Annotated in this window: 23 protein-coding genes and 1 pseudogene; 7 read left to right on the plus strand and 17 right to left on the minus strand. The window is 40.0% G+C overall.

The features are described 5' to 3' along the window. Window positions 1–2: 2 nt before the first annotated feature. The 15 genes and pseudogenes from glyQ to U1P77_RS08810 all read right to left on the minus strand — a co-directional run bounded on the left by glyQ (window position 3) and on the right by U1P77_RS08810 (window position 13,531). Window positions 3–1,016, minus strand: coding sequence for a glycine--tRNA ligase subunit alpha (gene glyQ / locus U1P77_RS08740; protein WP_414479083.1), 1,014 nt, complete (start codon window positions 1,014–1,016; stop codon window positions 3–5). A 419-nt stretch (window positions 1,017–1,435) separates the two neighbouring features. Then, entirely contained in the window at window positions 1,436–1,648 is a 213-nt protein-coding gene (locus tag U1P77_RS08745) for a PspC domain-containing protein (protein ID WP_201558805.1), read from the minus strand. A 643-nt stretch (window positions 1,649–2,291) separates the two neighbouring features. After that, window positions 2,292–2,501: pseudogene (locus tag U1P77_RS08750) on the minus strand (transposase); the annotation flags it as partial. Window positions 2,502–2,607: 106 nt separating this feature from the next. Next, complete coding sequence (locus tag U1P77_RS08755; protein ID WP_321154645.1) at window positions 2,608–3,345, minus strand: hypothetical protein; 738 nt, start codon at window positions 3,343–3,345, stop codon at window positions 2,608–2,610. 340 nt (window positions 3,346–3,685) lie between these two features. Further along, a complete protein-coding gene (locus tag U1P77_RS08760) occupies window positions 3,686–4,975 on the minus strand; it encodes a TRAP transporter large permease (RefSeq protein ID WP_321154646.1) in 1,290 nt (429 codons plus the stop codon). Beyond that, window positions 4,972–5,499 (minus strand): TRAP transporter small permease, encoded by a 528-nt coding sequence (locus tag U1P77_RS08765; protein WP_321154647.1) that lies wholly within the window; start codon window positions 5,497–5,499, stop codon window positions 4,972–4,974. Before U1P77_RS08765 ends, U1P77_RS08760 begins: the two co-directional genes overlap by 4 nt. A gap of 17 nt (window positions 5,500–5,516) precedes the next feature. After that, window positions 5,517–6,584, minus strand: a complete 1,068-nt coding sequence (locus U1P77_RS08770) for a TRAP transporter substrate-binding protein (RefSeq protein WP_321156668.1) — start codon at window positions 6,582–6,584, stop codon at window positions 5,517–5,519. 256 nt (window positions 6,585–6,840) lie between these two features. Further along, window positions 6,841–8,034, minus strand: a complete 1,194-nt coding sequence (locus U1P77_RS08775; protein ID WP_321154648.1) for a 3-oxoadipyl-CoA thiolase — start codon at window positions 8,032–8,034, stop codon at window positions 6,841–6,843. A 96-nt stretch (window positions 8,035–8,130) separates the two neighbouring features. Next, complete coding sequence (locus U1P77_RS08780; RefSeq protein WP_321154649.1) at window positions 8,131–9,198, minus strand: 2Fe-2S iron-sulfur cluster-binding protein; 1,068 nt, start codon at window positions 9,196–9,198, stop codon at window positions 8,131–8,133. Between the two features lie 109 nt (window positions 9,199–9,307). After that, window positions 9,308–9,799 carry a 1,2-phenylacetyl-CoA epoxidase subunit PaaD gene (gene paaD / locus U1P77_RS08785; protein WP_321154650.1) on the minus strand — a complete coding sequence of 164 codons (492 nt, stop codon included), beginning with the start codon at window positions 9,797–9,799 and terminating at the stop codon, window positions 9,308–9,310. 8 nt (window positions 9,800–9,807) lie between these two features. After that, window positions 9,808–10,581, minus strand: a complete 774-nt coding sequence (gene paaC / locus U1P77_RS08790; protein WP_321154651.1) for a 1,2-phenylacetyl-CoA epoxidase subunit PaaC — start codon at window positions 10,579–10,581, stop codon at window positions 9,808–9,810. Window positions 10,582–10,609: 28 nt separating this feature from the next. Beyond that, window positions 10,610–10,894, minus strand: coding sequence for a 1,2-phenylacetyl-CoA epoxidase subunit PaaB (gene paaB, locus U1P77_RS08795; RefSeq protein ID WP_321154652.1), 285 nt, complete (start codon window positions 10,892–10,894; stop codon window positions 10,610–10,612). Between the two features lie 225 nt (window positions 10,895–11,119). After that, window positions 11,120–12,058, minus strand: a complete 939-nt coding sequence (gene paaA / locus U1P77_RS08800) for a 1,2-phenylacetyl-CoA epoxidase subunit PaaA (RefSeq protein WP_321154653.1) — start codon at window positions 12,056–12,058, stop codon at window positions 11,120–11,122. A 123-nt stretch (window positions 12,059–12,181) separates the two neighbouring features. Further along, window positions 12,182–12,634 carry a PaaI family thioesterase gene (locus U1P77_RS08805; RefSeq protein WP_321154654.1) on the minus strand — a complete coding sequence of 151 codons (453 nt, stop codon included), beginning with the start codon at window positions 12,632–12,634 and terminating at the stop codon, window positions 12,182–12,184. 90 nt (window positions 12,635–12,724) lie between these two features. Further along, entirely contained in the window at window positions 12,725–13,531 is an 807-nt protein-coding gene (locus U1P77_RS08810; RefSeq protein WP_321154655.1) for an enoyl-CoA hydratase-related protein, read from the minus strand. A gap of 369 nt (window positions 13,532–13,900) precedes the next feature. Here U1P77_RS08810 and paaN point away from each other — a divergent pair, with 369 nt between their 5' ends. From paaN to U1P77_RS13580, 7 genes are all read left to right on the plus strand, one after another. Next, entirely contained in the window at window positions 13,901–15,586 is a 1,686-nt protein-coding gene (paaN, locus tag U1P77_RS08815; RefSeq protein ID WP_321154656.1) for a phenylacetic acid degradation protein PaaN, read from the plus strand. A gap of 268 nt (window positions 15,587–15,854) precedes the next feature. Then, a complete protein-coding gene (locus U1P77_RS08820) occupies window positions 15,855–17,372 on the plus strand; it encodes a 3-hydroxyacyl-CoA dehydrogenase NAD-binding domain-containing protein (protein ID WP_321154657.1) in 1,518 nt (505 codons plus the stop codon). Beyond that, complete coding sequence (locus U1P77_RS08825; RefSeq protein ID WP_321154658.1) at window positions 17,365–17,943, plus strand: hotdog fold thioesterase; 579 nt, start codon at window positions 17,365–17,367, stop codon at window positions 17,941–17,943. Before U1P77_RS08820 ends, U1P77_RS08825 begins: the two co-directional genes overlap by 8 nt. Before the next feature lie 72 nt (window positions 17,944–18,015). Next, on the plus strand, window positions 18,016–19,302 hold the full coding sequence (locus U1P77_RS08830; protein WP_321154659.1) for a phenylacetate--CoA ligase family protein: 1,287 nt from the start codon (window positions 18,016–18,018) through the stop codon (window positions 19,300–19,302). A gap of 171 nt (window positions 19,303–19,473) precedes the next feature. Beyond that, window positions 19,474–20,250 carry an enoyl-CoA hydratase/isomerase family protein gene (locus U1P77_RS08835; protein WP_321154660.1) on the plus strand — a complete coding sequence of 259 codons (777 nt, stop codon included), beginning with the start codon at window positions 19,474–19,476 and terminating at the stop codon, window positions 20,248–20,250. An 81-nt stretch (window positions 20,251–20,331) separates the two neighbouring features. Further along, a complete protein-coding gene (locus tag U1P77_RS08840; RefSeq protein ID WP_321154661.1) occupies window positions 20,332–21,168 on the plus strand; it encodes an enoyl-CoA hydratase-related protein in 837 nt (278 codons plus the stop codon). A gap of 677 nt (window positions 21,169–21,845) precedes the next feature. Beyond that, the gene (locus U1P77_RS13580) at window positions 21,846–22,022 is read left to right on the plus strand and encodes an IS3 family transposase (protein WP_414479002.1); all 177 of its coding nucleotides are present in this window, start codon (window positions 21,846–21,848) and stop codon (window positions 22,020–22,022) included. Window positions 22,023–22,260: 238 nt separating this feature from the next. Here U1P77_RS13580 and U1P77_RS08845 read toward each other — a convergent pair whose 3' ends face one another. Together U1P77_RS08845 and U1P77_RS08850 are read right to left on the minus strand one after the other, a co-directional pair. Next, the gene (locus U1P77_RS08845) at window positions 22,261–23,685 is read right to left on the minus strand and encodes an aldehyde dehydrogenase family protein (protein ID WP_321154662.1); all 1,425 of its coding nucleotides are present in this window, start codon (window positions 23,683–23,685) and stop codon (window positions 22,261–22,263) included. A gap of 167 nt (window positions 23,686–23,852) precedes the next feature. Beyond that, window positions 23,853–26,189, minus strand: a complete 2,337-nt coding sequence (locus U1P77_RS08850; RefSeq protein WP_321154663.1) for a copper amine oxidase — start codon at window positions 26,187–26,189, stop codon at window positions 23,853–23,855. Window positions 26,190–26,303: the final 114 nt, after the last annotated feature.

The following is a 26,303-nucleotide window of genomic DNA, read 5'->3' on the forward strand; positions in this document are numbered from 1 at the left end:
TCCTATTTATCGTTGTTATTTTTGATGGTTTTGATGGTTTTGTTCTCGACAGAGTTACCTTTATCAACAGCGCTATCGGTTACTATTTCACTATCTTCTTTAGGCAAATACTTATCCAAAGCCGCTTGGCGATGGTCATCATCCGCCAATGGGAAGCCCAGTTTTGCCCGCGCCTCAACGTAACCGAAAGCAACCTTCCGCGCCAATGTACGTACCCGCAGAATAAAGCGCTGACGCTCAGTAACCGAAATAGCACCGCGAGCATCTAACAAGTTAAAGGCATGTGAAGCTTTTAACACCATCTCATACGCTGGCAACGGTAGCCCGGCATCAACCAATTTATCCGCTTGCTGCTCGTAGAAATCAAACAGCTCGCCCATCTTAGGTACATCAGCGTGTTCAAAATTATAGGTGGACTGCTCTACTTCGTTCTGATGGAACACGTCGCCATAGGTCACACGGCCGAATTCGCCATCTGCCCACACTAAGTCATAAACGCTGTCTACGCCTTGCACATACATGGCTAGACGCTCAAGACCGTAAGTAATCTCACCCGTGACTGGGAAGCACTCAATGCCACCCACTTGCTGGAAATAGGTAAACTGGGTGACTTCCATACCATTCAGCCAAATCTCCCAACCAAGACCCCACGCGCCTAGCGTTGGCGACTCCCAGTTGTCTTCAACGAAACGCACATCATGCACTAAGGTATCAATACCAATAGCTTTTAGTGAGCCTAAATATAGCTCTTGAATATTAGGTGGGTTGGGCTTGAGTACCACTTGAAACTGATAATAATGTTGTAAGCGGTTGGGGTTATCACCATAGCGACCATCAGTTGGACGGCGTGACGGCTGCACATAAGCAGCATTCCAGCGCTCAGGACCTAAAGAACGCAAGAAAGTAGCGGTATGAAAAGTACCCGCGCCTACTTCCATATCGTAAGGCTGCAATATCACACAGCCTTTATCCGCCCAGTAATTTTGTAAGGTTAGAATTAAATCTTGGAAAGTCATCGGTTCAGAATTCATAGCTTGGGAAGTCATAAGAAAATCACTGTGGAATTAGTATTATTAGCCATAACTTGATAGCGTTCAGGCACAACGTTCGTACAGCACATTTGGCTACGTATGTATTTACTTGCTCACCTTACTAAAAAATGGCTATTTTATCTATATTTACAGTAACTAAATTTACATCTCAATTAGATGCCTACTTAAAACTGCGAATATAGATGCCTATAAGAACCTAAGAAAACCTCAAACGACAAAAAAAATACCCAGATGAATTAACATCTGGGCAGGAGGAAAGGTATATCACGGTATCCTGTGTAGACAGGCTTTTTGTTTTTTATGGGCCATTGTTTTTCTATGAAGCTTTTTTTATTGAACTTAGACTTTTGCTTTCTTTGTCGAACTTAACTTTTATTAAGTATTTACTGGTAAGACTGACTGGTAGCCTTTGGCATAATAATCCACAAGATAATATAGATAAGAATGCCTGGTACTGCTGCACTTAATACAGATACAGCCACAAATAAGAGTCGCACCCACATCGGTGACCAACCTACATATTCTGCGATACCGCCCATCACACCTGCTATCATGCGATTATTCTTTGAGCGATGTAATTTTGCTAATTTAGCCAAACCTTATACCTCTTTCTTTAATTGTTCTGTTCAGAATTTACTAGACTTATTTTTTAGATTTTTCGTTAACGTTTTAATCATTTATTGCTCTTGTTAACTTACAAGTAAGTATAGCAACTATTAATGATTTATCTGTTGGCAGTGTAGGCGTGCTTTGTGAGTTTATGCTACCCAAACTTGCCCTAATCTGTCATAAACGCCTGTAACTAGCTGATTTTAAATAATTATTTCAAAATGTTTCAAATATTATTTTGTTGCTGATTTATTGCTATCACTTTGCTACTGATGTGCTAGTAACATTATTTTGAAATATGAGGTGGCAAAAGTAAAGGGCTTGGCTTGATTTAAGTTTATCTGATTAATTGACGAGAGAATTACCTACATGGTGACATTATCGGTAATTAAAAATCGTCTTCCTCTTTACATCACCTCATCATAATAACGCGGCTATTTACAATAACCTACCTACATCTACGCGCAATAATTTATACCATGCTGATAGACCTATGATAAAGACATACCAAGAAATATAAGGGATATTATGTACGATACTGGCTTGATGATTGGGCATTTAGCATCGCGTATTCATCATCTGATTGCTCAGATAACTCATTAAAAACTGCTCCCATACGCCTTTTATTGACCAGCGAGTAAAACGAGTATCAACCACTTTAAATTCGCCAAAGCGTTTAGGTAGGTCACGCCAAAGTTTGCCAGCCTTATAGCGGTACAGAACTGCTTCTATGAATAATCGGTTATCTGTTGCAATAACACCAACGTCACCTGGTTGACCTGATAGGATATCTTTAATTCTCTCCCATTGGTCATTACGTAGGGCATGTGATCTTGTCACGAGGGTTGAGTTCAGTTTGCTAAATATAGAATTAGTGTAGCTTATTCTAAAATAACTGTTCTAATTGATGACACGCCCTAATAAGCTGTAAATTTAACTATTCAACTTAAAAATTATACTTAGCCATTACTTCAATTTCTTGGCCTTTTTGTCTCCATGGGAGCGTTGTTTCACTACGATTATGCCATTCAACACCAATATCAAGATCTGGTAAATAGCTGTAAATAAGGTTAGCACTCTTTATATTAGTTGAAGTGTCTGCATCATTATCTACATTGATTTCGCCATAACGCATATTACCTCGCAGTTTTGGCGTAAAAACGTGTCGAAGACCTAGAGTGAAGCCAGTTTGCGAAACAAGGTCGCCATTTTCAGCATCACAGCTTACCGTATTCCCAGGATTTAAGGCTCCTGTTGTACACAATCCAGAGTAGACTCCCATGCCCTCACCAGTATATATACTGCCATGTAATGAGCTATTACCCAGAGTTAGCTTGGTCGCTAATGAAACCCCTAACCCCAGCTCCGTATCTAAATCACTATTTATTCCAGTGTCGGCGTCGCGTGCAGTCGCAGCAAGGGTATAACCGAAATTAGGTATATCATCGCTATAGCTAACTACCATGTCAGGTAAATTAGCATCATCAGATATAGGGTCTTGCGCTGTAACACGAAGTCCTTTATTAGCATAGTGCAGAGTCAAATCTGGACGAACATAAAGCCCACTACCCGCTATAGTACCGAAACCTAAACCGTAAAAATCAAGCTGTTCGGTTAAGCGAGGAGCGACGGCAAAAAACTGTCCACTCCAAGTCTTACCCGCAGTAACATTATCTACCTGCAAAAAAGCATGGCGTAGCCTTAACTCTGGGGTGCCACTATCGTAGCCCGTATACTCTCCATAGAAATCGCCTTCAATAAACCCTGTCAGTTTTTTATCATCAACGAGTGTAGTGGCTTTGAAATTAATTCTTGATTCTCGTATATTGCCTTCGAATTTAGAGGTAACTCTTATCTACGTATCAACTGAGTTTAGATAAAGCTATCTATCGTTATTCAACTCCTTTTGTCATCGGGATAATATAAGCCCACCATGAAGTAACTAATGTACTTTTAAGAAATATTATTTACTCACCGCATTAAGAATGCTTGTTTTTAGGGGGGATTACCAATCCTTACAACTCTCAACTTAATAACACCAGGGAAATGGCTGGGAAAGACACCAAAACAATCAATCGAATCAAGTCAGAGACAATGAAGGGCGCCACCCCGCGAAACATATCGGCAAGCTTAATATGCGGTGCCACCGCTTTAATCACAAAGATATTCATGCCCATTGGCGGGGTAATAAGCCCAAGTTCTACGGTTAATACCGTAATAATACCAAACCAAACGGGATCAAAGCCTAATGCTAGAATAATTGGGTATACCACAGGAATGGTAATCACCAACATCGCTAAGGCATCCATAAACAGCCCAAGCAAAAAGTACATGATCAAGATGCAGATTAAAACGATCATTGGACTAACGTCCAAACCACCAATCCATGCTGCGAGCGTATTAGACATTCGCGATACAGAAATGAAGTAGCCAAGGGCTTCTGCGCCTAACAGCATAAAGAATACGACCGCAGATAATGCTAAGGTCTCAATTAATGAGCGCTTTAGGCCATCCATTCTCATACCTTTAACAACAGCATAGCCCCAAGAAGCAAACGCCCCTACTGCGGCACCTTCAGTGGGGGTGAATAATCCAAAGAAAATACCAGCAATAATAACAATAAAAATAAAGCTAAAAGGTATCAGCCCTGTTAAAGACACTATTTTAGCTTTCCACGGGGTTCGCTCGCCGCGCGGCGCCAGATGTGGCTTCCAGCGCACCATGATCATAACGGTAATAGAGTACATGACTATGCCTAAAATACCCGGTAAAAACCCAGCAATAAACATATCGCCAACTGATTGTTGGGTCAAGATAGCATAGACAAGAAGCGCGATACTCGGTGGAATCATGATCCCTAAGGTACCACCTGCGGCTAAAGCCCCACAGGCAAAACCCGGCTGGTAACCATGTTTTTCCATTTGTGGCAATGCCACTCGCGCCATAGTAGAAGCAGTCGCTAACGAGGATCCTGAAATAGAAGCAAAGATACCTGATGAGCCAATACCAGCAATACCAAGGCTGCCTCTAACACCACCAAAAATAGTACGGGTAGAATCGAATAGTTTGGTCGCCATACCAGAATGAGTAGCAAAAACCCCCATTAATATAAACAAAGGAATGGCACTAAAATCATACTTTGCTAAGACATCTACCGGAATATCTTTTAGCATTTGTACAGCGCCACTAGGTGAGGTTACTGCCCCAAAGCCCACTAACCCTACCCCTAACATCGCCAAAGCAACAGGTACCCTGCCGACGACTAATAAAATCATGCATACTAAACCGATAGCACCAATAATTTCTGAACTCATGCGCCTGTCTCCTCGGCGTCAAAGAACTCGCCCGTTTTGAAAATATTAATGGATTCGATAAGGGCGCGAATAGCGAGCAAGGCACTTAAGAACGAACTTAGGGCATAAATGGGCATCATTGAGATTCTAAGATCTTGAGTCACTTTACCGAAATGAACGGCATCGACTGCACTCTCATATAGGCCCCATGTGAACACGATACCTATTAAGAAAAACCCCATCATAAAGGTACCCATCATGTAGCCTTTAATAGACTGCGGCATCTTTTGGGTAAAAACGTCTACTATAATCTGGGAACGTTCCACAAAGGCGGCAAATGCAGCCAGTAGCGCAAAAAGCATGAAATAAGAGACAATCTCCACGCCCCCTTTAATAGTGAACCCAAGCTCACCACCAGTGAGCTTGAATAAATAACGAGTGGCAACATCTGCAATAGTGGCGACAACAATGATGATTAAGCTGACACCACCAATGAATTGACATAACCTTGAAATAAAGCGACTGACTCTAACCAAAAATACCATGTGACAACTCCAATAAGTTAAACCTTGCAGGCAGCACTAGCCACTTTGGCTTTTTCGTAAACGGCATCTGCATCTAAACCTAGAGCCTTGACATCAGTAAGGTATTTTTGGATTCCTTTTTCAAGAGGTCCTTTCCAGTCTGGGTCATTGAGAGGATCAGGAATCTCGATGATAGTATCTCCTTTTGCACGGGCCTGTTCCATAACTCTAGCATCTTCTCTGTCAAACATTTGTCCTGCGATGTCTGCCATTACTTTACCTGAATTATCATCAATTATTTTTTTCAAATCATCAGATAAGCTTTCGTATTTATCTTTATTCATCGTTACCAATAAAGCTGAACTGTAGAAAGGTATATTAGTATGTGCGTTAGTTAATTCCGTAATTCTAAAATCACCAGTAGGACTCCAAGCAAAGCTCAATCCATCAATAACACCACGTTGTAATGAAGTATAAATATCAGTAGCAGGTAATCCTACAGGAGAGGCGCCAGTAGCTTCGATAATATCACCCGCAATTGCTGAAGGCCTACGAATACGCATACCTTTCATATCTTCTGGGGTACGAATAACTTTATCTACTGTATGGAATGCTCCAGGGCCTGCACCCATCATAAATAGTAGGTGAGTATCTTCATATTCGCTAGAAATATCGCCATCATCATAAAGTTTTTGTAACATACAACTCATCTGACTGGCTGAACTTGATAAGCCTGGCAACTCGGCAATTTGGGTTAATGGGAAGCGCCCAGCATCATAACCCTGAACCTGTGCTCCAATATCAACAATTCCTTTAGCGGTAGCATCATAAGTATTCTCGGGTTCACTTAGAGTTGCTGAAGGATAGATTTCAACTTTCAATCTTCCATTTGATTCTGTTTCGAGCTTTTTAGCCCAAGGTTCAAACACGTCAGTTTGCATTGCAGAAGTTGCAGGCCAAAAGTGTGAAAACCGTAGAGTAGTTGTTTCTTGAGAGGAAGTAGCAGAAGCGCCACTATCTGATTGGTTAGAGCAACCTGACATTCCTAGTGCTAGTGCCATGAATAAAGACAAAGCACCAACTTTGAGTTTGATAGACATTTTTATCTCTTCCTTGTAGATAAATTAAAGATTGTGATTCTCACAACATGTTACACATAATTTACAATAATGTAATCATTTTAATTGATTAATTATTAGTTGAGTTGATATGTACTATCAACTCTAGCCAGTTATATAATAAAAACCTCATGAATATCATAACGAAAAACATTATTTTGTTCCAAGTACTTATTTACTAAGAACAAAATAATTACTTTTTGGCTATTCATGAGGTTTTTTAGTGGTAATTGGCTACTTAGGTTTAGACAGACTCTATTGCCATGGCAATACCTTGACCAACACCGATACACATAGTAACTAGAGCCTTGCAGCCAGGGTGACCTGCGATATCTGTCATTGCACTACCAGCAATACGTGCACCTGAAGCGCCAAGAGGGTGACCTAAAGCAATAGCGCCTCCATTTGGGTTTAGTCGAGTATCCGTAGGTTCAATACCGAAGTGGTTGAGTATCGCCAAGCTTTGACTGGCGAATGCCTCATTCAGCTCAATGATATCAAAATCAGACATCTTAAGCCCTGTTCGCTTTAATAATGTTTCAACAGCTGCTATAGGTCCAATACCCATTATGCGTGGTTCAACACCACGAGCAGCAGTAGCAATAACGCGAACTTTAGGTATAAGATTATGTTGTTTGCAAGCATCTTCTGAGGCAAGAAGTAAAGCCGCTGCCCCATCATTTACTCCTGAGGCATTACCTGCAGTTACTGTGCCACCAGCAAAAATAGGTCTGAGTTTCGATAGACTTTCTATAGTAGTGTCAGCACGAGGATGCTCATCAGTATCTACTGTAATCAGGCCTTTTTTACGATCAGTATAAGTAACAGGCACAATCTCTTTTGCTAAACGCTCAGTAGCATTAGCAGCTTTCATTTGTGATTGATAGGCAAACTCATCTTGTGTTTCACGTGAGATACTGAATTCTTGAGCGACATTTTCTGCAGTTTGTGGCATAGAGTCGCTACCATATTGTGCCTCAAGCGCTTTATTGGTAAAGCGCCAGCCAATCGTTGTATCATAAATCTCGGGACTGCGGTCAAATGCCTTAGTCGGTTTATTCATCACGAAAGGAGCTCGTGACATAGACTCAACACCACCTGCTAACATGATATCGGTTTCACCCGATTTGATACTCCTAGCCGCTAAACTAATACAATCAACACCTGACCCACAAAGCCGATTAAGCGTAGTGCCTGGTACTTCAACAGGGTATCCGGCTAATAGTAGTGACATTCGTGTAACGTTCCGATTGTCTTCACCTGCTTGGTTGGCACATCCAAACAAACAGTCATCAATCAGTTTAGTATCAAAATCATTGTTTTCACGAATATGCTTAAGCACAACAGCTGCCAAGTCATCCGGTCGGATAGATGATAAGCTACCACCATATCGACCGAAAGGAGTGCGACAGTAATCTACTATATATACATCTCTCATAATACTTACCCTGTTTAATCTTGATTTAATCGTCTACTTACAAGCTACGTCTAAGCAGTTCTAAAAGAATCTGAAAGCAAGACGCTAATAATACTTTTAAACATCGAAATCAACTATAGCCGTTTCAGACTCTATATGTGCCTGACAAGTTAGCACATACCCAAGTTCTACTTCATAATCTTCAAGTCCGTAGTTAACATCCATTGTAGCTGAACCACTAACCAATTTTGCCTTACAAGTCGCACATACGCCACCTTTACAAGCAAAAGGTACGTTTGTACCGGCATCAATTGCTGCATCAAGAACACTTTGACCTTCCGCCAAACCAATTACTTGTTCACGACCACCAGATATTATAGTTATTTGTTTATCAGATTCACTATATACAACAGGACGACGTACCGTTTGGCTAGTTGGGGTACCAAATAGTTCAAGATGAATGTTCTTTTTGTTGATACCTTTATCAATTAAAGCTTCTCTAAAGCCCTCAATAATAGGAAGTGGTCCACATAAGTAAGTATGATCCAAGGTATCAGTATTAATAAAAGCAGAGAGCAGTTGCTCAAATCTTTCACCTTCAGGGCGAGCTGATAAAATATTTAAATCTCTAGGCTCTCGTGTCAAAATGTGAATAATAGACAGTCTTCCCATGTATCTATTTTTTAAAGCTTCTAGCTGCTCAAAAAACATTACACTTTGGCGTTTAGCATTGATATATATAAAATCTATATGGGCATGCTCAGTGTTCTCGAGTAAATATGTTGTCATCGCAAGAATAGGAGTGACACCACTACCTGCCCCCACAAATAAGTACTGCTCTGCTTGTTGCATAGCCTCAAGATCTTCAAGAGGTAAGCAGAAATCTCCTTGGGGTGCCATGACTTCAAGGATATCGCCTGCTTTCACGGTATTACAGATATGCTGAGAAAAAACACCTTCAGTTACACTTTTAATACCTACACGCAGATAATCCTCACCCATTTGACATATAGAATAAAAGCGTTCAACTTCTTTATCAGCAATTTGGGTTTTAAGTTTCAAGTGTTGCCCAGGAAAGGCTTTAAAATGACTTGATAAATATTTTGGGATATCAAATTTCAATGTCACCGCTTCATTAGTTTCAGGGAGTACCTCTACTACCTTTAAAGCATGAAAAACAGACATAATTATTCCTTTAAAATTTGTCTTAAATTATTAATAATTAAGTAAATAGGCACATTTAACTAGCAGGTATCGTTTATCGTAAAATAAAACGCATTACTAGAAACCATTTTTAATGGCACTTAAAATATTCAAATGGTTCCGTACATTCAAGGCATCGATATAGAGACTTACAGGCAGTAGCACCAAAATGACTAACTACTTGATAGTCATTGCTTCCACAGTTTGGGCAACGCTTAGGTTCGTTGCTATCACCTGAACCTGGTGGTGCAATACCATAAGTTTCAAGCTTAACGATTGCTTCAGGAGACATCCAGTCTGTTGACCAAGCTGGAACCAGCTGCTCTTTTAAAATAGGTTCAGGATAGCCTGCATCTATTAATGCATCACTCACCATCTTTCTAATCGCTGCTGTAGCAGGACAGCCGATATATGTAGGGGTAAGCGTCACAGTAATAGTGCCAGCTTTCTGATCGATATTGACATCTCTAATAATACCTAAATCATCTAACGTCAATACTGGTACCTCAGGATCAGGTACCTCAGCCAATATCTGCATTATCTCATCAATATCAAGCATCGGTGTTAGCTGAATTTTAGTCATATTAGTTTCTACCATTTAGCGTTAGGAAATTCACGACGTAAAGATTGCATTTCAGCCAGTAAAGGCCCGAGTGTTTCGGTATGTAACCCTTTTGTACCACCACTATGATGATATCTATCTTGTGGCATAGCAAGGCCAGCTTCTTCGATAAGAGCAAGAACATCCCTGCGCCACTGTAACTTTACAGTTGCCATTGACTCTATGATTCCCAATTCTTGGGCCGATTTAATAGTATCATCTTCTTCAAAAAGCTCATTAGTATAAGCCCAAATATCATTTAAAGCCGACTGCAGTCTACGATGACTCTCATCAGTGCCATTGCCAAGACGTATCAGCCAAGCACGTTGATGAATGTAATGATATTGAACTTCTTTTGAAGATTTAACAGCGATAGATTTAAAAGCATCAATACTACTACTCTGCATATCTTGATACAGATATTTAAAGTAGGTGCTTATAAAAAATCCCCGTAACGTAGTAACAGCAAAGTCACCTTTTTCTAGTTCAGCTAGCAAGTAATTAGTATATTCACGCTCGTTACGAAAATATGCTAATTCGTCAGCATCCCTTTTTTGCTCATCATTATCTGCCGCTACTTCAAGCCAAGCCATAGTTTGTCCTAAAGTGTCCAGACCAATATTAGCAAGCGCCAGTTCTTCTTCGATAATGGGTGCATGACCTACCCATTCGCAATGACGTTGCGCTAATATTAAGGTTGTGTCACCCAAGCGCAGTGCATAATCAAACATAGTTTTTTCATGATTTATAACAGTAGTGTTCATAACGGTATCCATTGGTAAAAAACGTCAATTACATGTGGCCAACTTCATCTGGAATCGTATAAAATGTTGGGTGACGATAAATTTTATCCATAGATGGTTCTAAATAGGCATCTCGATCATCATAGTCTAATGAAGTTAGACTATTAGATTTGACTACCCATATAGAAGTACCTTCACTGCGACGAGTGTATAAATCACGAGCATTTTGTAATGCCATCTCGTCATCAGTCGCATGTAGTGACCCGACATGTTGGTGAGACAAACCAGCTTTGGCTCTAATAAATACTTCGTATAATAGTTGAGACTTACTCATTGCTAACTCCTTTAGCATTAGGCATGGATTGAACTTACTTTGTGATACTGCTAGATGATTGGATGAGAAATAATTAATTATAAAAAGGTATGATGCTCTATATAAATTAGAACAAGTTTTTAGGCTTACAAAGAAATGCATTCTAAGTTAGCTATAATAAATAGCGATGGCATTTAGCCATCACTATTTATGTATTAGCTTTCGAATGTTTAAAAAGAGATACAACTAAGCTGCTTTCTTCACGCTTTGTTTGTTCTCATAGGCCATTGCTGCTTCAACTATCCACTTACCATCTTCTTGAGCTTGGCGACGGGCATCCATACGTTCTTTATTACATGGGCCATAACCACTAACGACTTGTTTAAACTCTTTCCAGTCTATTGGACCATGATCATAATGACCAGTTTCTTCATTCCATTTTAAGTCAGGATCAGGAATAGTAATATCTAAGTATTCTGCTTGACGAACAGTTATGTCAATGAATTTTTGGCGTAGTTCATCATTACCGAGACGTTTAATCTTCCAAGCCATTGATTGCTCACTATTGGCTGAATCACTGTCATGTGGACCAAACATCATCAAAGAAGGCCACCAGAAGCGATTAATGGAATCTTGTACCATTGCTTTTTGTTCAGCGTTACCTTCTTTAACTAGTTCAGTTAACAGTTCATAACCTTGACGTTGATGGAATGACTCTTCTTTACAAATACGCACCATGGCTCGAGCATACGGACCATATGAAGTACGTTGCAATGCTACTTGGTTAACGATAGCTGCACCGTCAACTAACCAGCCGATCATGCCCATATCTGCCCAGCTTCTTGTAGGATAGTTAAATATAGAAGAATACTTCAGCTTCCCTTCAAGCATCGCATCAATAGTCGCTTGTCTTTCTGCGCCTAGTGTTTCCGCTGCGCAGTATAGATATAGACCATGGCCAGCTTCATCCTGGATTTTAGCCATCAAAATAGATTTACGGCGTAATGTTGGAGCACGAGCTAACCAGTTTGCTTCTGGTAGCATACCAACAATTTCGGAGTGGGCATGTTGTGATATTTGACGAATCAAACTTTCACGATAAGCCTCTGGCATCCAGTCTCTAGGCTCTATCTTGACATCACGTGCGACTTTGTCTTCAAACTTATCGAGTTCAGCGTTACTCATGATCTGCTCCTTGTTATGTATTCCTTTTAGAATATTAGGATATCTAATATTTTAATAACATAGTCTCTAGAAAAATCTAAAATCCATATTACATTCAAACACTTATAGTGAATTAAACTATAGTTAAATATAAATGTAACACATTGTTGATAACGTGCACAGTTTATTATCTGTATCAAACATGTTTACTTGACCGCGTATCACTTTAGTGGCTGCTCGTATCACTTTAGCTTCAATAGTAACCTTTCCAGCTTTTATCGGTCTCAAAAATTCGGTACTTGCATTTAGGGTGACCATTTCTCGTGTCTGACCCTCTTGGGCTAACACTGGGAAAACTAATAGAGAATCTGCTAAGGCCATAATCGCCTGTCCTGATAGAATTTCAGATGCTTTTGGCGCAGGAATTTTTCTGTACAAATCAGGGTTATATGCCAATTCATATATGGCTTTACCTGCAGTAAGTTCTATAATCTCAACAGAGAAATTATTAAGTACCCATGCAGGAAATACTTCATCAATTTGTTTTTTTATAATGTGACCGTACTTCGACATAATATCTGGATTTGCATTGATCATAGATGGATGTTTCCATTGAAGATAAATATTTTATTTTAGTTAGCGATTTTAAGAATAAGAAACGCAGGTTTCTCATTTATGAGCTTTAAATCAATTACTGTCTTTATAAAAAACAGCAGGGCGTTTTTCTAAAAAAGCAGTAACCCCTTCTTTATAGTCATCGCTATAACCCGCTTTTTGCTGATAGCTAGCTTCAAGCTCTAGCTGATCTTCTAAAGAGTTGTCAGTTGCCTGATTTAAAGCTTGTATTGTAAGAGACGTACCAAGGGCTGGACCATAGGCTAAGGTAGTGGCGAGTTTGATGGCTTCGTCCATGAGTCTATCGGACTCATAAACTTTCCAAATCAAACCATACTCTAACGCTTGCTCTGCGGTTAGAGTCGCATTAGTTAGCACCAAAGCCTTAGCACGTGCAAGCCCAACCAGTTGTACGAGTGACCAAGTCAGGCCTGAATCTGGTACCAACCCAATTTTGCCAAAGGCCATGGCAAACTTGGCTTTGTCTGAGCATAAGACAATATCGCAAACCAATGCAATACCAATGCCAGCGCCAGCGGCTACACCATTGACGACAGCTATAGTGGGCTTGCCTAGGTTTTTTAAGCGTTTCATTAGTGGGTTGTAAAAGTCAGTGATGGTTTGACCCAAGTCATAAGTTTGTTTGCGGGGGTCTCTATTACCTAAGTCTTGTCCTGCACAAAAGCCTTTGCCTGCACCAGTAATAATAACAGCACGTACTTGTTCGTTGGCCGCTACTTCATCTAGTACTGATGCCAATGCGTTGTGCATCTCTTCAGTAAATGAATTTAGTTGTTTAGGGCGGTTTAAACTGATGGTTGCAACACCATCTTGAGTTGTCAGTTTTATAGTATCTGATGTGATAATTTCAGCAGTCATTATAATCCTCAGTCCATTGAGCTTTTCAATAAGTATTGTAGAGAGTAAGGTGGGTTATCCTTATCGTTCAATGGTAGTTAAAATTATTAGAATTAACAAGCGAAAGAAGAAGAATTGACTAAGAAAAACAAAAAACAAATAAAAATTATTATTTGTTTTTTGGTTAAGGTGTTGATACAGAAGACCATAATATGATTTTTAAGTAGGTTTTTCTTTGTGTACTAGTATGCACTCTGTTGCATCATAAACCTTAATGTAGTATGGTTTTTCAGTTCACTAGGACGTGTCCACAAGAAAAGTCAGGTCTGAAAAGCAAAAGATTAGATTAATAAAGAGTCGGGAAATACTAATTCTCACAAGGAGCACCAAATGTCAGATTTATATGAAAAGCATAAAGAAAAGCTACTAAAAGCCAGAGAAGTTATCAAAAGTAGAGAAGAGTGGGCAGCTTATCCAGAAATGCCAAGTGAAAAGCATTACGGAGAAGGCGCTAAACAAAAAGGTGAGGATGATTTCAATGCTTTGTTAGGTGGTAAATACGAATTCAAGGTGCCAATGGAGGGTGCCGAGTACGTTCAGTGCGACGCTACCTCTCCTTATGGCATCGATATGAGCATGCAGTATCCAAAACTTGATAAAGATACATTACTCACACGTTCAGAGCAGGCGCAAAAAGAGTGGCGTAAGCTTGATAACGATACCCGTTTTGGTATCTGTATGGAAATACTTGATAGATTATCAAAGCAGTCGTTTTTGATGGTACATAGTATTATGCATACCACTGGCCAGCCTTATATGATGTCGTTTCAGGCAGGTAGTGCGCATGCATTAGAGCGTGGTCTCGAAACCATCGCTTATGCTGCCAATGCAATGGAAGCTTCTGCCTCAACCGCCAAATGGGATAAAGTCACGGGCAAGGATAAAGAAGGTAACCTAGTATCAGTAAAAATGGATAAGACTTTTAAGACACGTGGTAAAGGTGTTGGCGTTATGATTGGCTGCGCAACTTTCCCAACATGGAATGGTTACCCTGGATTATTTGCCAGTCTATCGACAGGTAACAGCGTTATTGTCAAGCCTGCAGACAGAGCCATTCTGCCTTTAGCCATTACTGTTGATATCATCCGTGAAGTCTTACAAGAGTCTAATGTCAACCCTGATGTTATCCAAATTGCTGTTGCTAATAGCGATCGTGCCTATACGCAAGATATCGTGCAAGATAAACGTATTAAAATGATTGACTTCACTGGTGGTACTGCCTTTGGTGATTGGCTCAGAGAGAATACCAATGGTGTTCAGCTGTATTTAGAGCAAGCGGGACTGAATAACATCCTTATTGAGTCAACCGATAACTTTAGAGCCATGACCAGCAACATTGCTTTTTCACTATCGTTATATTCAGGTCAAATGTGTACAGCTCCGCAAAATATTTATATTCCTAAAGACGGCATTGACACCAATGACGGACATAAAAGCTTCGATGAGGTAGCTGGAGGTATTGCGTCTGCAGTTGAAAAACTTTTAGGCGATGATAAACGTGCTTTTGCTTTATTGGGCGCCTTAAATAGCGAGGATGTAGATAAGCGGGTGAATGAAAGTGCAAATAGTGACAAAACATTCGTACTTGGCATGCAAACAGTAAATTATGACGCTTTCCCTGACGCTAAGACTGCCAAGCCGCAACTTATTAAAGTTACCCAAAATGATGCAGAAATATATGAAGAACAGTTCGGTCCAATAGCATATGTAATTGCTACTGATGATGCACAAAATGCACTTGAGTTGGTTTGTAATAGCATTGAGCAACATGGCGCTATGACAACTTCTTTATACAGCAAAGAGGAAGAGTTTAAGAACAAAGCAATGGATGATATTTCTGATGCCGGATCTCCGCTTTCTGTTAATCTCACTGGGATGGTATATGTGAATCAATCTAATGCTTATTCAGATTTTCATGGTTCAGGTCTCAACCCTGCAGCTAACGTTTGCTTGACTGACTTGGGCTTTGTAGCACCTCGTTTCGGTTGGGTAACGGTACGTGAACAGACCAACTAATCATTGATAGATAGTTAATTTATCTTTAGTTCTTTGATGGCATGAGATAATATTAATAATACCCTTGGTGTATAAACCATAAGTATTGATTTACTATCATATTAAATGCTGTACTGAGTCCTACATTCAATATTAGATAAATTATCCTAGGCTTATCTTAAAATAACGATAGAGCCTTCTGTCAATAAGCAGAGGGCTTTATTTTTTACCTAATTAAAAAATTATTAGTATATATAAATATTGGTTTTATGATATACAAGGAAGTTGCATGAGTATTGAAAATTTTACAGTTGGTGTCATCGGTGCAGGCACTATGGGTCAAGGGATAGTGCAACTGGCGCTACAAGCTGGTCATAATGTTGTATTAGTTGATCAATCAAGCGAACAATTACAATCCGCACAGTCATCACTCGATGATTTATTTACTAAATTTGTCAAAAAAGAAAAAATTACTCAGCAAGATAAAGACAGCTGGTTAAGTGCACTCGTACTTAGCGAAAATAGCAGTCAATTGACTGATGCCAAGCTGGTTATTGAAGCTATTGTAGAGCGATTAGATATCAAGCAACAAGTCTTTAGTGGGCTTGAAGCTATCGTTAGTTCTGATGCTATTTTAGCTACTAACACGTCTTCTCTCTCTGTGACTGCCATTGCTTCATGTCTGAAAAATCCGCAGCGTTTTATTGGTTTACATTTCTTTAACCCTCCAGGTATTATGCCTTTAGTTGAAGTTATTGACGCGCTGCAAACGCATAAAGAAACCACTCACACTAGTATTGAATTGATGCAAAGTTGGGGTAAGTCGCCAGTACGTTGTAAAAATACACCAGGTTTCATTGTTAACCGTGTTGCCCGTCCCTTTTATGTTGAAAGCTTCCGTTTACTTGAAGACCAAATTACAACACCCGCTAACCTTGATGCTAGTATGCGTAGTGCAGGGTTTAAAATGGGTCCTTGTGAATTGACGGACTTTATAGGACAAGATATCAACTATGCAGTTAGCTGCTCTGTGTTTGATAGCTTGTTTTATCCCACACACTTGCGACCAAGTTATATACAAGGCAGCCTAGTTGAGGCAGGTTTTCTTGGTCGTAAAACAGGTAAAGGTTTCTATAACTATAGTAATGAAGACTCTAGACAAAACCAAAATGTTCATGAGAACTCTTTAAAGACTGATAAAAAATCGATTAGTTTTTCGGCTTATGGTCGTCAATCTTGGGTAAATGAGCAAGATAGTCAAAGTATCGATAATAATTCAAGAGTAGAAAGTGCTCCACTGCTAGATAATTTAATTGGAGTGTTAGAAAATAATGTGCACATGTATGCCTCAGATGGTAGGTTGGCTGCCGACTGGGAAGACTCGCTTCAAGTACCTATTATATTAGTAGATATCAAACATCCTAATAAGCAATCTGCAACAGTTGCGATAGCAGCAGGCCCTAAAGCTTGTATTATAATGGATGGCAGATTGCCTCAATCTTTGGGAGGTATAGACTGGATTCTAGTAACAGATTGCCCCGGCTTAATAAATCTGCGCGTCATTAGTATGATTATCAACGAAGCAGCCATTTGTGCCACTCAAGGTATAGCTACACCCGAAGGTATTGATACCGCCCTCAAAGGTGGTGTTAATTATCCTTTAGGTGCCTTTGAATGGCTTGAATTTATTGGTGTTAGTACCGTTGTTAGCACATTAAGTGCGCTGCGCCGTATGTACGGTAGTGGCAGTTATGTTGTTCCGCACATGCTCGAAACGCAATTGCATAAGGAGCGTAGCAATGTTTAACGATAACCTTAAAACTAAAAGCTCTGCAACTGACAATCCTTCTGACGTTGGCTTTTCGACACGAGCGCCTAGTTTCAATCGCTCATTGACATTAAGTAGGGATTCAAGTGAGTTCATTGAAAATAATACGAGCCATAAAGATCAGCAATCAGCTGACAATCAAGCATTAATAATTGCAAATAAAATGCTCGCTGAAGATTATTATTCACAGCATTTAGGCATCGACATTGTGGCCGCTAGAGCAGGTTATTCAGTTTGCAAAATGCTGGTTCAGCGTATTCATTCAAATGGTCATGGTAACTGTCATGGCGGTGCTATATTCAGTTTAGCCGACACCACATTTGCTCATATTTGTAATGCACACAATCAAATTGCTGTTGGACAAATTTGCACTATCGCCTACTGGCGACCAGCCAACATAGGCGACGAGCTCTATGCTTATGCTTATGAGTCAGGGGTTCATGGTCGTTCAGGCTCTTATCGCATAGAGATAACTTATGGCGAAAACGGAGAATTAGTGGCTGAATTCCAAGGATTTAGTCGGTCATTAAAAGGTCAAAGTCATCTCTAACAGCATTACTTGGCTTTATACTACTTAACTTTATATAGTTTGATTATTATCTATTTTGAAAAGGAATTTAAAATGAGTTTAGAATTTTACAATCGTATTGAAGTGGCCTCTCGTGATGAGATATCTGCCCTACAACTAAAACGCCTTAAGCAAACAATCAAGCATGCCTATGAGAATAATAGTTTTTGGAAAAATCAGATGGCAACTGCTGATGTACATCCAGACGATATCAAGTCACTTGAAGATTTAAGCAAGTTCCCTTTTATGGAAAAAAATAATTTTAGAGACAATTATCCTTTAAAGTTATTATGTACTGATCGTAGTGATGTTGTAAGACTACATGGTTCATCAGGTACGACCGGCAAACCTACTATTGTGGCTTACACTCGCAATGATATAGATATGTGGTCAGAAGCAATGGCTCGTTCTTTAGTACTTGCTGGTGTTACTCCTAATGATACCGTACAAGTAGCTTATGGTTATGGCTTGTTTACTGGTGGTATGGGTGCTCATTATGGTGCTGAAAAGCTAGGATCAGCGGTGATTCCTATATCAGGTGGTATGACCAGTCGTCAGATTCAAATTATTGAAGAGCTTGAGCCAGAAGCTATGATGGTAACGCCCTCTTATATGATCAATATCGCAGAGGCGATGGAAAAACTGGGTAAAGACCCTCGAAAGACCAGCTTACGTGTGGGTATATTTGGTGCTGAGCCATGGACAAATGAGATGCGCAGTCATATTGAAGAGCGCTTCGATATCGACGCTGTTGATATTTACGGGCTTTCTGAAGTGGTCGGTCCAGGTGTTGCACAAGAGGCAGTCGCTAGCAAAGGCGGACTTACTTTTTGGGAGGATTTGTTTTATCCTGAAATCATTGATCCTGAAACTGGTGAGGTATTGCCTGATGGTGAGCAAGGTGAGCTGGTTATTACCACACTTATGAAAGAGGCGATGCCAGTTATCCGTTATCGTACGGGTGATATCACTCGTATTCTTCCAGGGGATGTACGCTCAATGCGTCGTATTGAAAAAATTACTGCCCGTAATGATGATATGATTATCTTGCGTGGAGTAAATATATATCCCTCATTGTTAGAAGAGCAAATCATGAAAGTATCTGGTCTATCTTCTAACTATCTAATAGAGCGCTATCGTATGGGTGCTATGGATCAGTTGCGTATACGTGTAGAACCTGTTGATGAGGGTCAAAGTGCTTTGCGTCTGAAAAAAGAGCTTATCTATAATATTAAATCAACCATTGGTGCTAGTGTAGAGGTTATTATTGAGCCTGTAGGTATCTTACCGCGCTCTGAAGGTAAAGCTACACGTGTTATGGACTTACGCCGAAAAACATAATAGCTAAGTATATTGTTAATCAAGTTGAAAAGGCTTATGGGGCAACCTTTAAGCCTTTTTTATAATAATTCTAAAGTTGTTGATTCTAATATTTTAATTTTTAGAATACCAAATATATAAGTAGGTCATTGGCCTTAATAATATAAATATTAATAAAAAGAGAAGGAACTTATGGAACATAAATCATTTTTACAAGTTACTGAGCTAGATAGTAGTGTTTTTCAACTAGGCATTAATCGTCCTGAGCGCAAGAATGCACTCAATACCGAACTCGTTATACATCTAGCGGATACTTTAGAGTTTTTGGTAAATATAAAATCAGCTAGAGTTGTTATTATACATGGGCTAGCAGGCGATTTTGCTGCTGGTGCTGATATTGATGAAATAGCTACCTTAAGCCCGAAGCAAGCGTTGTTAGATGCGAGAGTGAGTGCATGGCGCCGTATCAGACAGTGTCCTATTCCTTTGATTGCGGCTGTTGATGGCTATTGTCTCGGTGGTGGTATGGAGCTGTTGTTGTCTTGTGACTTTGCATTAGCTCATAAAAACGCTAAGTTTGGTTTACCAGAAGTAAAGCTAGGACTGATGCCTGGGGCTGGCGGTACACAAATTCTACCTAGGCTGATAGGTAAAAACAGAGCCGCGAGAATGATATATTCAGGTGAAATCATGCCAGCATCTACCATGGTAGAATGGGGTGTGGTTACTGATTTGGCTGATGAAGATGTGCTAACTGCTGCGGTTTCAGTCGCAACGAAGATAGCAAGAAATGCCCCATTTGCCATCAGACAAGCAAAGCAATCGTTAAATAACTCAGTAGAAATGGGACTTGAGTCAGCAATGAGTTTTGAGCGTCAGACTTTCTCAATTTTGGCCTCTACTACCGATAAAACAGAAGGTATTGCTGCTTTTAAAGAAAAAAGACATGCCAAATTTACAGGAAACTAAATACATTTAAAATCATTCGTAAAATTAATTGTATATTTTTAAGCAGTCCTACTATTATTATCAATCATAAGAGAAATAATTATGAAAAAGGGTATCACAGTAGATTCAAATAAATTGACAAACGATATAAAGTCTGTTTTAGAAAAATATGAGTATATAAATGTTACACACTATAACCTTGGTGTTTATAAGCTGTCCTTAAACAGACCCGAAGTTTTTAATGCACTAAACGATGAATTGATGCTCCAGCTGAGTGAAGTCGTTTCTTTATTACAAGATTATGGCGCTCGTTGCTTAGTTTTGACTGGTAACAAAAAGGCATTTGCTGCCGGAGGTGATATTGATGAGATGAGCGGTAAGAGTTATGCTCAAGTCGTAGAGGAACAATATGTCACATCAGTATGGTCAAAACTAGAACGACGTGATATTCCCATTGTAGCCGCAGTAAACGGTTTGGCCCTAGGCGGCGGCTGTGAGTTAGCTATGCTGTGTGATATTATAGTGGCAGGTTACAGCGCGACGTTTGGGTTACCTGAGGTAAGTTTAGGCATCATACCTGGAGCGGGCGGGACGCAACGATTGATTCGTGCTATAGGTAAAGCTAAAGCAATGGACGTCATATTGAGTGGAAAGATATTGACGGCTATAGAGGCTGAGCGTAGCGGTTTGGCTTCAAGAGTAGTTGAAGATGACAAGGTGGTCGAAGAAGCACTTTATGTTGCACATCATATAGCTAAGCGTTCCAAGCCTGTAGTTAATATGGCAAAAAGAGTAGTAGATTATGCTAATGAGTCCAGTTTGCAGAATGGTATGCAGTATGAGCAACAAAACTTTTATGCTACATTTGCATTAAGTGACCAAAAAGAGGGTATGCAGTCTTTTTTAGAAAAGCGTCAACCAAATTGGCAAGATAAGTAAGATAAATTTTTGCTTTATTATAATAAAGGGTCATTATTTAATAAAATTAGGAGCTCTATCAAGGCTTGTGAGGGTTGCTAGTTCAAATATCGTTCTCTGCTTTAGATATTACTCGCATGACGTGAAAAGCCACACTATAAATAAACTGACCTCCATAAGTTGGACAAACTCACGGGGGTTATTTTATGAAGTATGACATAGACTCTAAATTGGCAGTGCTAGCATAATATCAGCAAGGTCACTCATGTATAGCAACAGAAAAGCACTTTAGCATCGATAAGAGAGGCGTATACAAATTGGTAGATTGGTATGTAGCAGGTGGCGTTGTTGCTATCAGACTTAAGACAAGAAAAACGGTTTACAGCACTGATTATAAATCACTACATCATCGCAGAGGAAGGCTTAAGCCTATTACAGGCGGCCCTTAAATTTAACATCAGCACAAAGGTAAACATAGCTACCGTTGAGTAACCTTAACACTTGAAGATGATGAGCTGTACTTATCACCCATACTTGAGTGCTTCAATAACGAGATTATAAGCTACCAATTTCTCGAGGTCCTGTATTTAACTTAGTCAAGCAGATGTTAGAAAATGCCACAAACCACTTAACATCGAAACGGAAGAAAAATCTGGTTCTGTATTCAGATCCAGGCTGACATTATCAGATGTGTCAGTTTGGAGAGCTTCTTTGCAATACTTGAGTGCGAGACTATTTATATTGATAAACCTAAAACTATTGATACACTAGAACAGCAGATTCATGAGTATATTACTTATTATAATTATGAAAGAACTCAGTTAAAATTGAGAGGACTGAGTCTTGTGCAATATATATCTCTGTCCTTAGCTTAACTAAACCGTCCAAGTTTCAGGGGTCAGTTTACACAGCGCAATTGGTTGTGCGTCACCTTTTGAGTTCGAATCAATGTATTATAAAATACTTAATCCCATCAGGTTTATAAGCCCGACTCCAATAACGTTGCAATCTCACTTTGGTCAGTGGATAGAAATTATAATACTAGCGCATCTATGCTTCTTGTTCACCTTACTTTTGAAATTGCTCTTCATATGCTAATCTAAAAAATATCCATTAAGATTTAAAAATTTGCACCGTTTGTATAGAAGTATACTCTTTGAGACCCGCTTCTCCGAATTCTACTCCAAACCCTGAGTCCTTAACGCCACCAAATGGTGCATCAGGTTGAACCATTGCATGATTGTTTATCCAAACTGTGCCACATTCTAAACGTGAAGCAATAATTTGCGCTTTTTCCAAATCTTTAGACCATACTGAGCCACCAAGTCCAACTTGCAACCGATTTGCACTGACAATCGCATCTTCTACATTGCTAAATTTAATAATGGGTAAAATTGGACCGAACTGTTCCTCATCGACTAATCTTGAGCCATCATTGATATCGTTTACTAGGGTTATGGGATAAAAGTAACCATTATCATTAGAAACTTTACCACCACATAAGAAATTTGCACCCCGATCTTTAGCATCCTCTGCAAGCGCTTTTACGATATTCAGTTGCTCCTGATTTTGTAGAGGCCCAAAGTCAGTATCTTCATCAAACCCATTACCCGTCTTCATACTGGTCGCTATGTTGGTCAATGCTTTACAGAGCTGGTCATGCACTGATTCATGAACATAAAGACGTTTTAGTGCTGCACAAGTTTGTCCGTTATTAATAAAAGAGGTTGCAAAAATTTTAGGGGCGCAAGCGTCAATATCGGCATCGGCTAAGACAATACCTGCATCATTGCCGCCCAATTCAAGAGTCAAGCGTTTTAAGTTATCAGCAGCACTCCTCATAATGGCTTTGCCTGTGGGTGTGGAGCCCGTAAAAACAACTTTGCGAATATCTTCATGTGAAGAAATAGCCGCGCCAATATCGCCTGCACCAGTCACCACATTCAACACGCCTTTTGGTAAAATTTCTTTAGCAATTTCACCAAAGTATAATATGGTCAATGGTGTCATTTCAGATGGCTTCATGACTACTGTGTTGCCAGTTAGCAAAGCAGGAATTATGTGCCAAACGCCTATTAGTAATGGATAATTCCACGGTGTAATTGAACCCACAACACCAAGTGGCTTGCGATGCAGCTCTATACGAGCGACATCGTTATCCTGAATAGTTTCTGGAGTCAACTCCATGCTGGCTGTGCCACGTATCCATGCTAGTGCACCGTTAAGTTCAAATCCTGAACCTAAATCAGCAAATCCTTTCATAGGTTTGCCTTGTTCTTTAGTAAGTAGCGTCATGATATCCTTACCATGAGCTTCCACCGCATCAGCAAGTTGCATTAACTTGTCTCGCCGTTCTGCGTAAGTTAGTGCTGACCAATCAGGGAATGCCGCTTTGGCAGCAGCTACTGCGTCATTCAATTGTTCGACACTGGCCTTTGGACAGCGAGCGACCACAGATTTATCTGCAGGATTGATAACATCGAAATAATTGGTAGCTGCGATACTTTTACCGTTGATAATTAAGTTAAAATCTTTCATTACCTTACCTCTATATTGGTAGGATTATTATTTGTATGGTTAAACGACAAGACTGAAGCTAAACCATAAAACTAAATGAGTTGGCTTTTTAGTCTTCGCAAAAATATCTGAAATTAACGTGAAGACTAAATAATTGCCAAATTTACAATGCAATACCACGAACGCTTCTATTTATCTTCACTTTGATTGTTCTGTAGCGATGGTGTTTGGTCAAAGAAATTCCACGGTTTTAATAGTACATTCACCCATTCTGTAGGCATGATAGGCCACTCTTCAGCTCGTGCGATATGGGTTGTACCTGTAGTGAGCCATGTCACTAGATCTTTATTATGGATGCCTTCGTCATTTGCAGTAAACATGCCTAATCCCGTATCTCGGTCAGAACGATTGGGATATTTTCCTTCTGGATACAGCTCATCTGGGTTATATTTGGTCACCCAAATCTGCTTATCCATAAAGCTGAGACGCTTAAACAACCACTCATCATCCGCAAAGTTAGCGCCTTTCGCGATGGGGTGAGTAGCTCCTGCAAACGGTATCATTTGATAAGACACAGGATTACCCATCCGGTTTTCCTTACTGGCATTACTGATTAGGCGGATGGTAGTAGGGTCGAAGTTTTCTATAGCTGCCTTCTCGGTCAACACCGTGGTTTCTCGAGTCTCCATTGCACTGGTACGCGGACCACCGCGAGTATTTACTGCTACCACTGGATCTACCCGTGTTATATGATTGGACTTTCCGTCGATATCTAAATCCAAGCGGAAGTTATAAATATGCTGGTGAGTAGGACCGACGATATTATGATCAATTAGCGTACCGTAGCGAGTATCTTCTTCAGCAGTCGGGGAATGCATGGTGTCTGCAAGTACGGCTTTGACTGCTTCAATGCCCGTGGCGCCAGCGTCGATACCAATCGTCCCGTTTGTCTGAAATACCCAGTCAAATATATAATCATAATTACCTATGGTGCTCACCCAGCGTACCACTAACTCACGACGTACGGTACTGACATTTTTTTGTCCCATTTCTTGGTGTTTAAACTCGGGACCAGCATAACGTTCAAATACTGCGATGGCGTTAGGAATGGTAGTTGGATTGCCTTTATAATCTGGAATGACCGCTTCAAGAAATACAGCGTTTTCTGGTGCGTCGACGTTCCTTTCTAGTGGGGAGGTCAACGTTCCCATACCGTATTCGCCGGCATCTAGATAAGACTTAAAGTACCAGCCCATGTCAGGATCACCATAAGGCACAACCATACCTGCCAAACTGCCTTGATACATGATTTTGCGATCATCGCCTTTATCATTAAATGTGACTGTATTGATTTGTAAGCCAGTACGACTATCGAAACCAATATGAAACTTCCAGTTATTCCATTCAACATCTCGACCAGTGATGGTATAGTTTTTCCCTTCTGGCTCAATAATATTTAACGGTTTACTGGTGACAACGTCCAAACCACGACCGTCGATCGGGCGCGGGGTCATCGGTACAGGAATAATACTGCCCTCTTCGATTTTGATAATCTTTTTCTTATCTAAATCAACGACTGCAACTAGATTTTCAATTGGATGCGCCCAATAGTTGCCATCTCCCACATCTAGGTAAGATACGACCTTAAGAATTCGCTGCTGCTGATCTAGAAGACCGTCTTGCCCCCCAAAATAGCCAACTGTCAGCGGTGTTCCCACGACTTTAGTCACATCGTCAATACCATGTTTTTTTAACGCTACTTTATATTCTGGACTACTTTGAATAATATCTTGAACCGCGATAAAATCATCTAGCAACACCATGCCAAATGTATTTTCTATAGTTTTCCAGCCGGTCAGCGCTTTTTTGCTTAAATTCACTTCTCCTTCAGTGACAGTGCTTCCCTTCAAAAGCGTAAAAGTTGCAATACGATCGCCAGTATAAGGGATATCTTCGATCACATTGCGCCACACCTTATCTTTGTCAGGCGGTTTTAGGCGGATATCAGAAAATCGTAAATTGGTCTCGGTAGGTTTGGCCTTTTTTATAATAGCCACTGTTTGTTTGATCTCATCGCTGCTCAAAGCATTTAACGGATGCGGGATTTGCTCTATCTTGAAGGTTTGATCTAAGCCTGATTGTAATATCTCATTAGCCAAAGTTTCGGGTGCTAATATCTGCCCCTGCTGTACTAATAAAGGATTGGTGATTTCTAAAGGCTTCCCATTAATCATGGCGGTACGGCTACCAGGTTTGAGTTGTACGCGTGTGGAATTCTTGGTAATGGTATACACATCAACGTAGCTATCGTATTCAACATCTGCCCCTGCTGTACTCATTGCCTCTTCGATCGGAATCATATTTACCTTTCCGCCATGAGCAAGCGCCTGACTGCCATAAGCAAGGGCTAAGCTAGCTACTAAAGCCGTTAAAGTAGACTTAAATGCGGTATTGTAAGCAGACTTTATGTTAGTTTTAGTATTGATACTTTGCTGACGATGGGAGCTAGGCTGGTAATGTGTCATAGATAACTTCCTTGTTGTTTAAAAAAGATAGAGATAGCATACAATTTTGATAAAAAATTAGTAATAATCGTTATTCTTGGGTTTGAACTTACCAAAATACAATATTGTAAACCA

Origin of the sequence: Psychrobacter sp. LV10R520-6 (assembly GCF_900182925.1) — a bacterium.
GTDB lineage: Bacteria > Pseudomonadota > Gammaproteobacteria > Pseudomonadales > Moraxellaceae > Psychrobacter.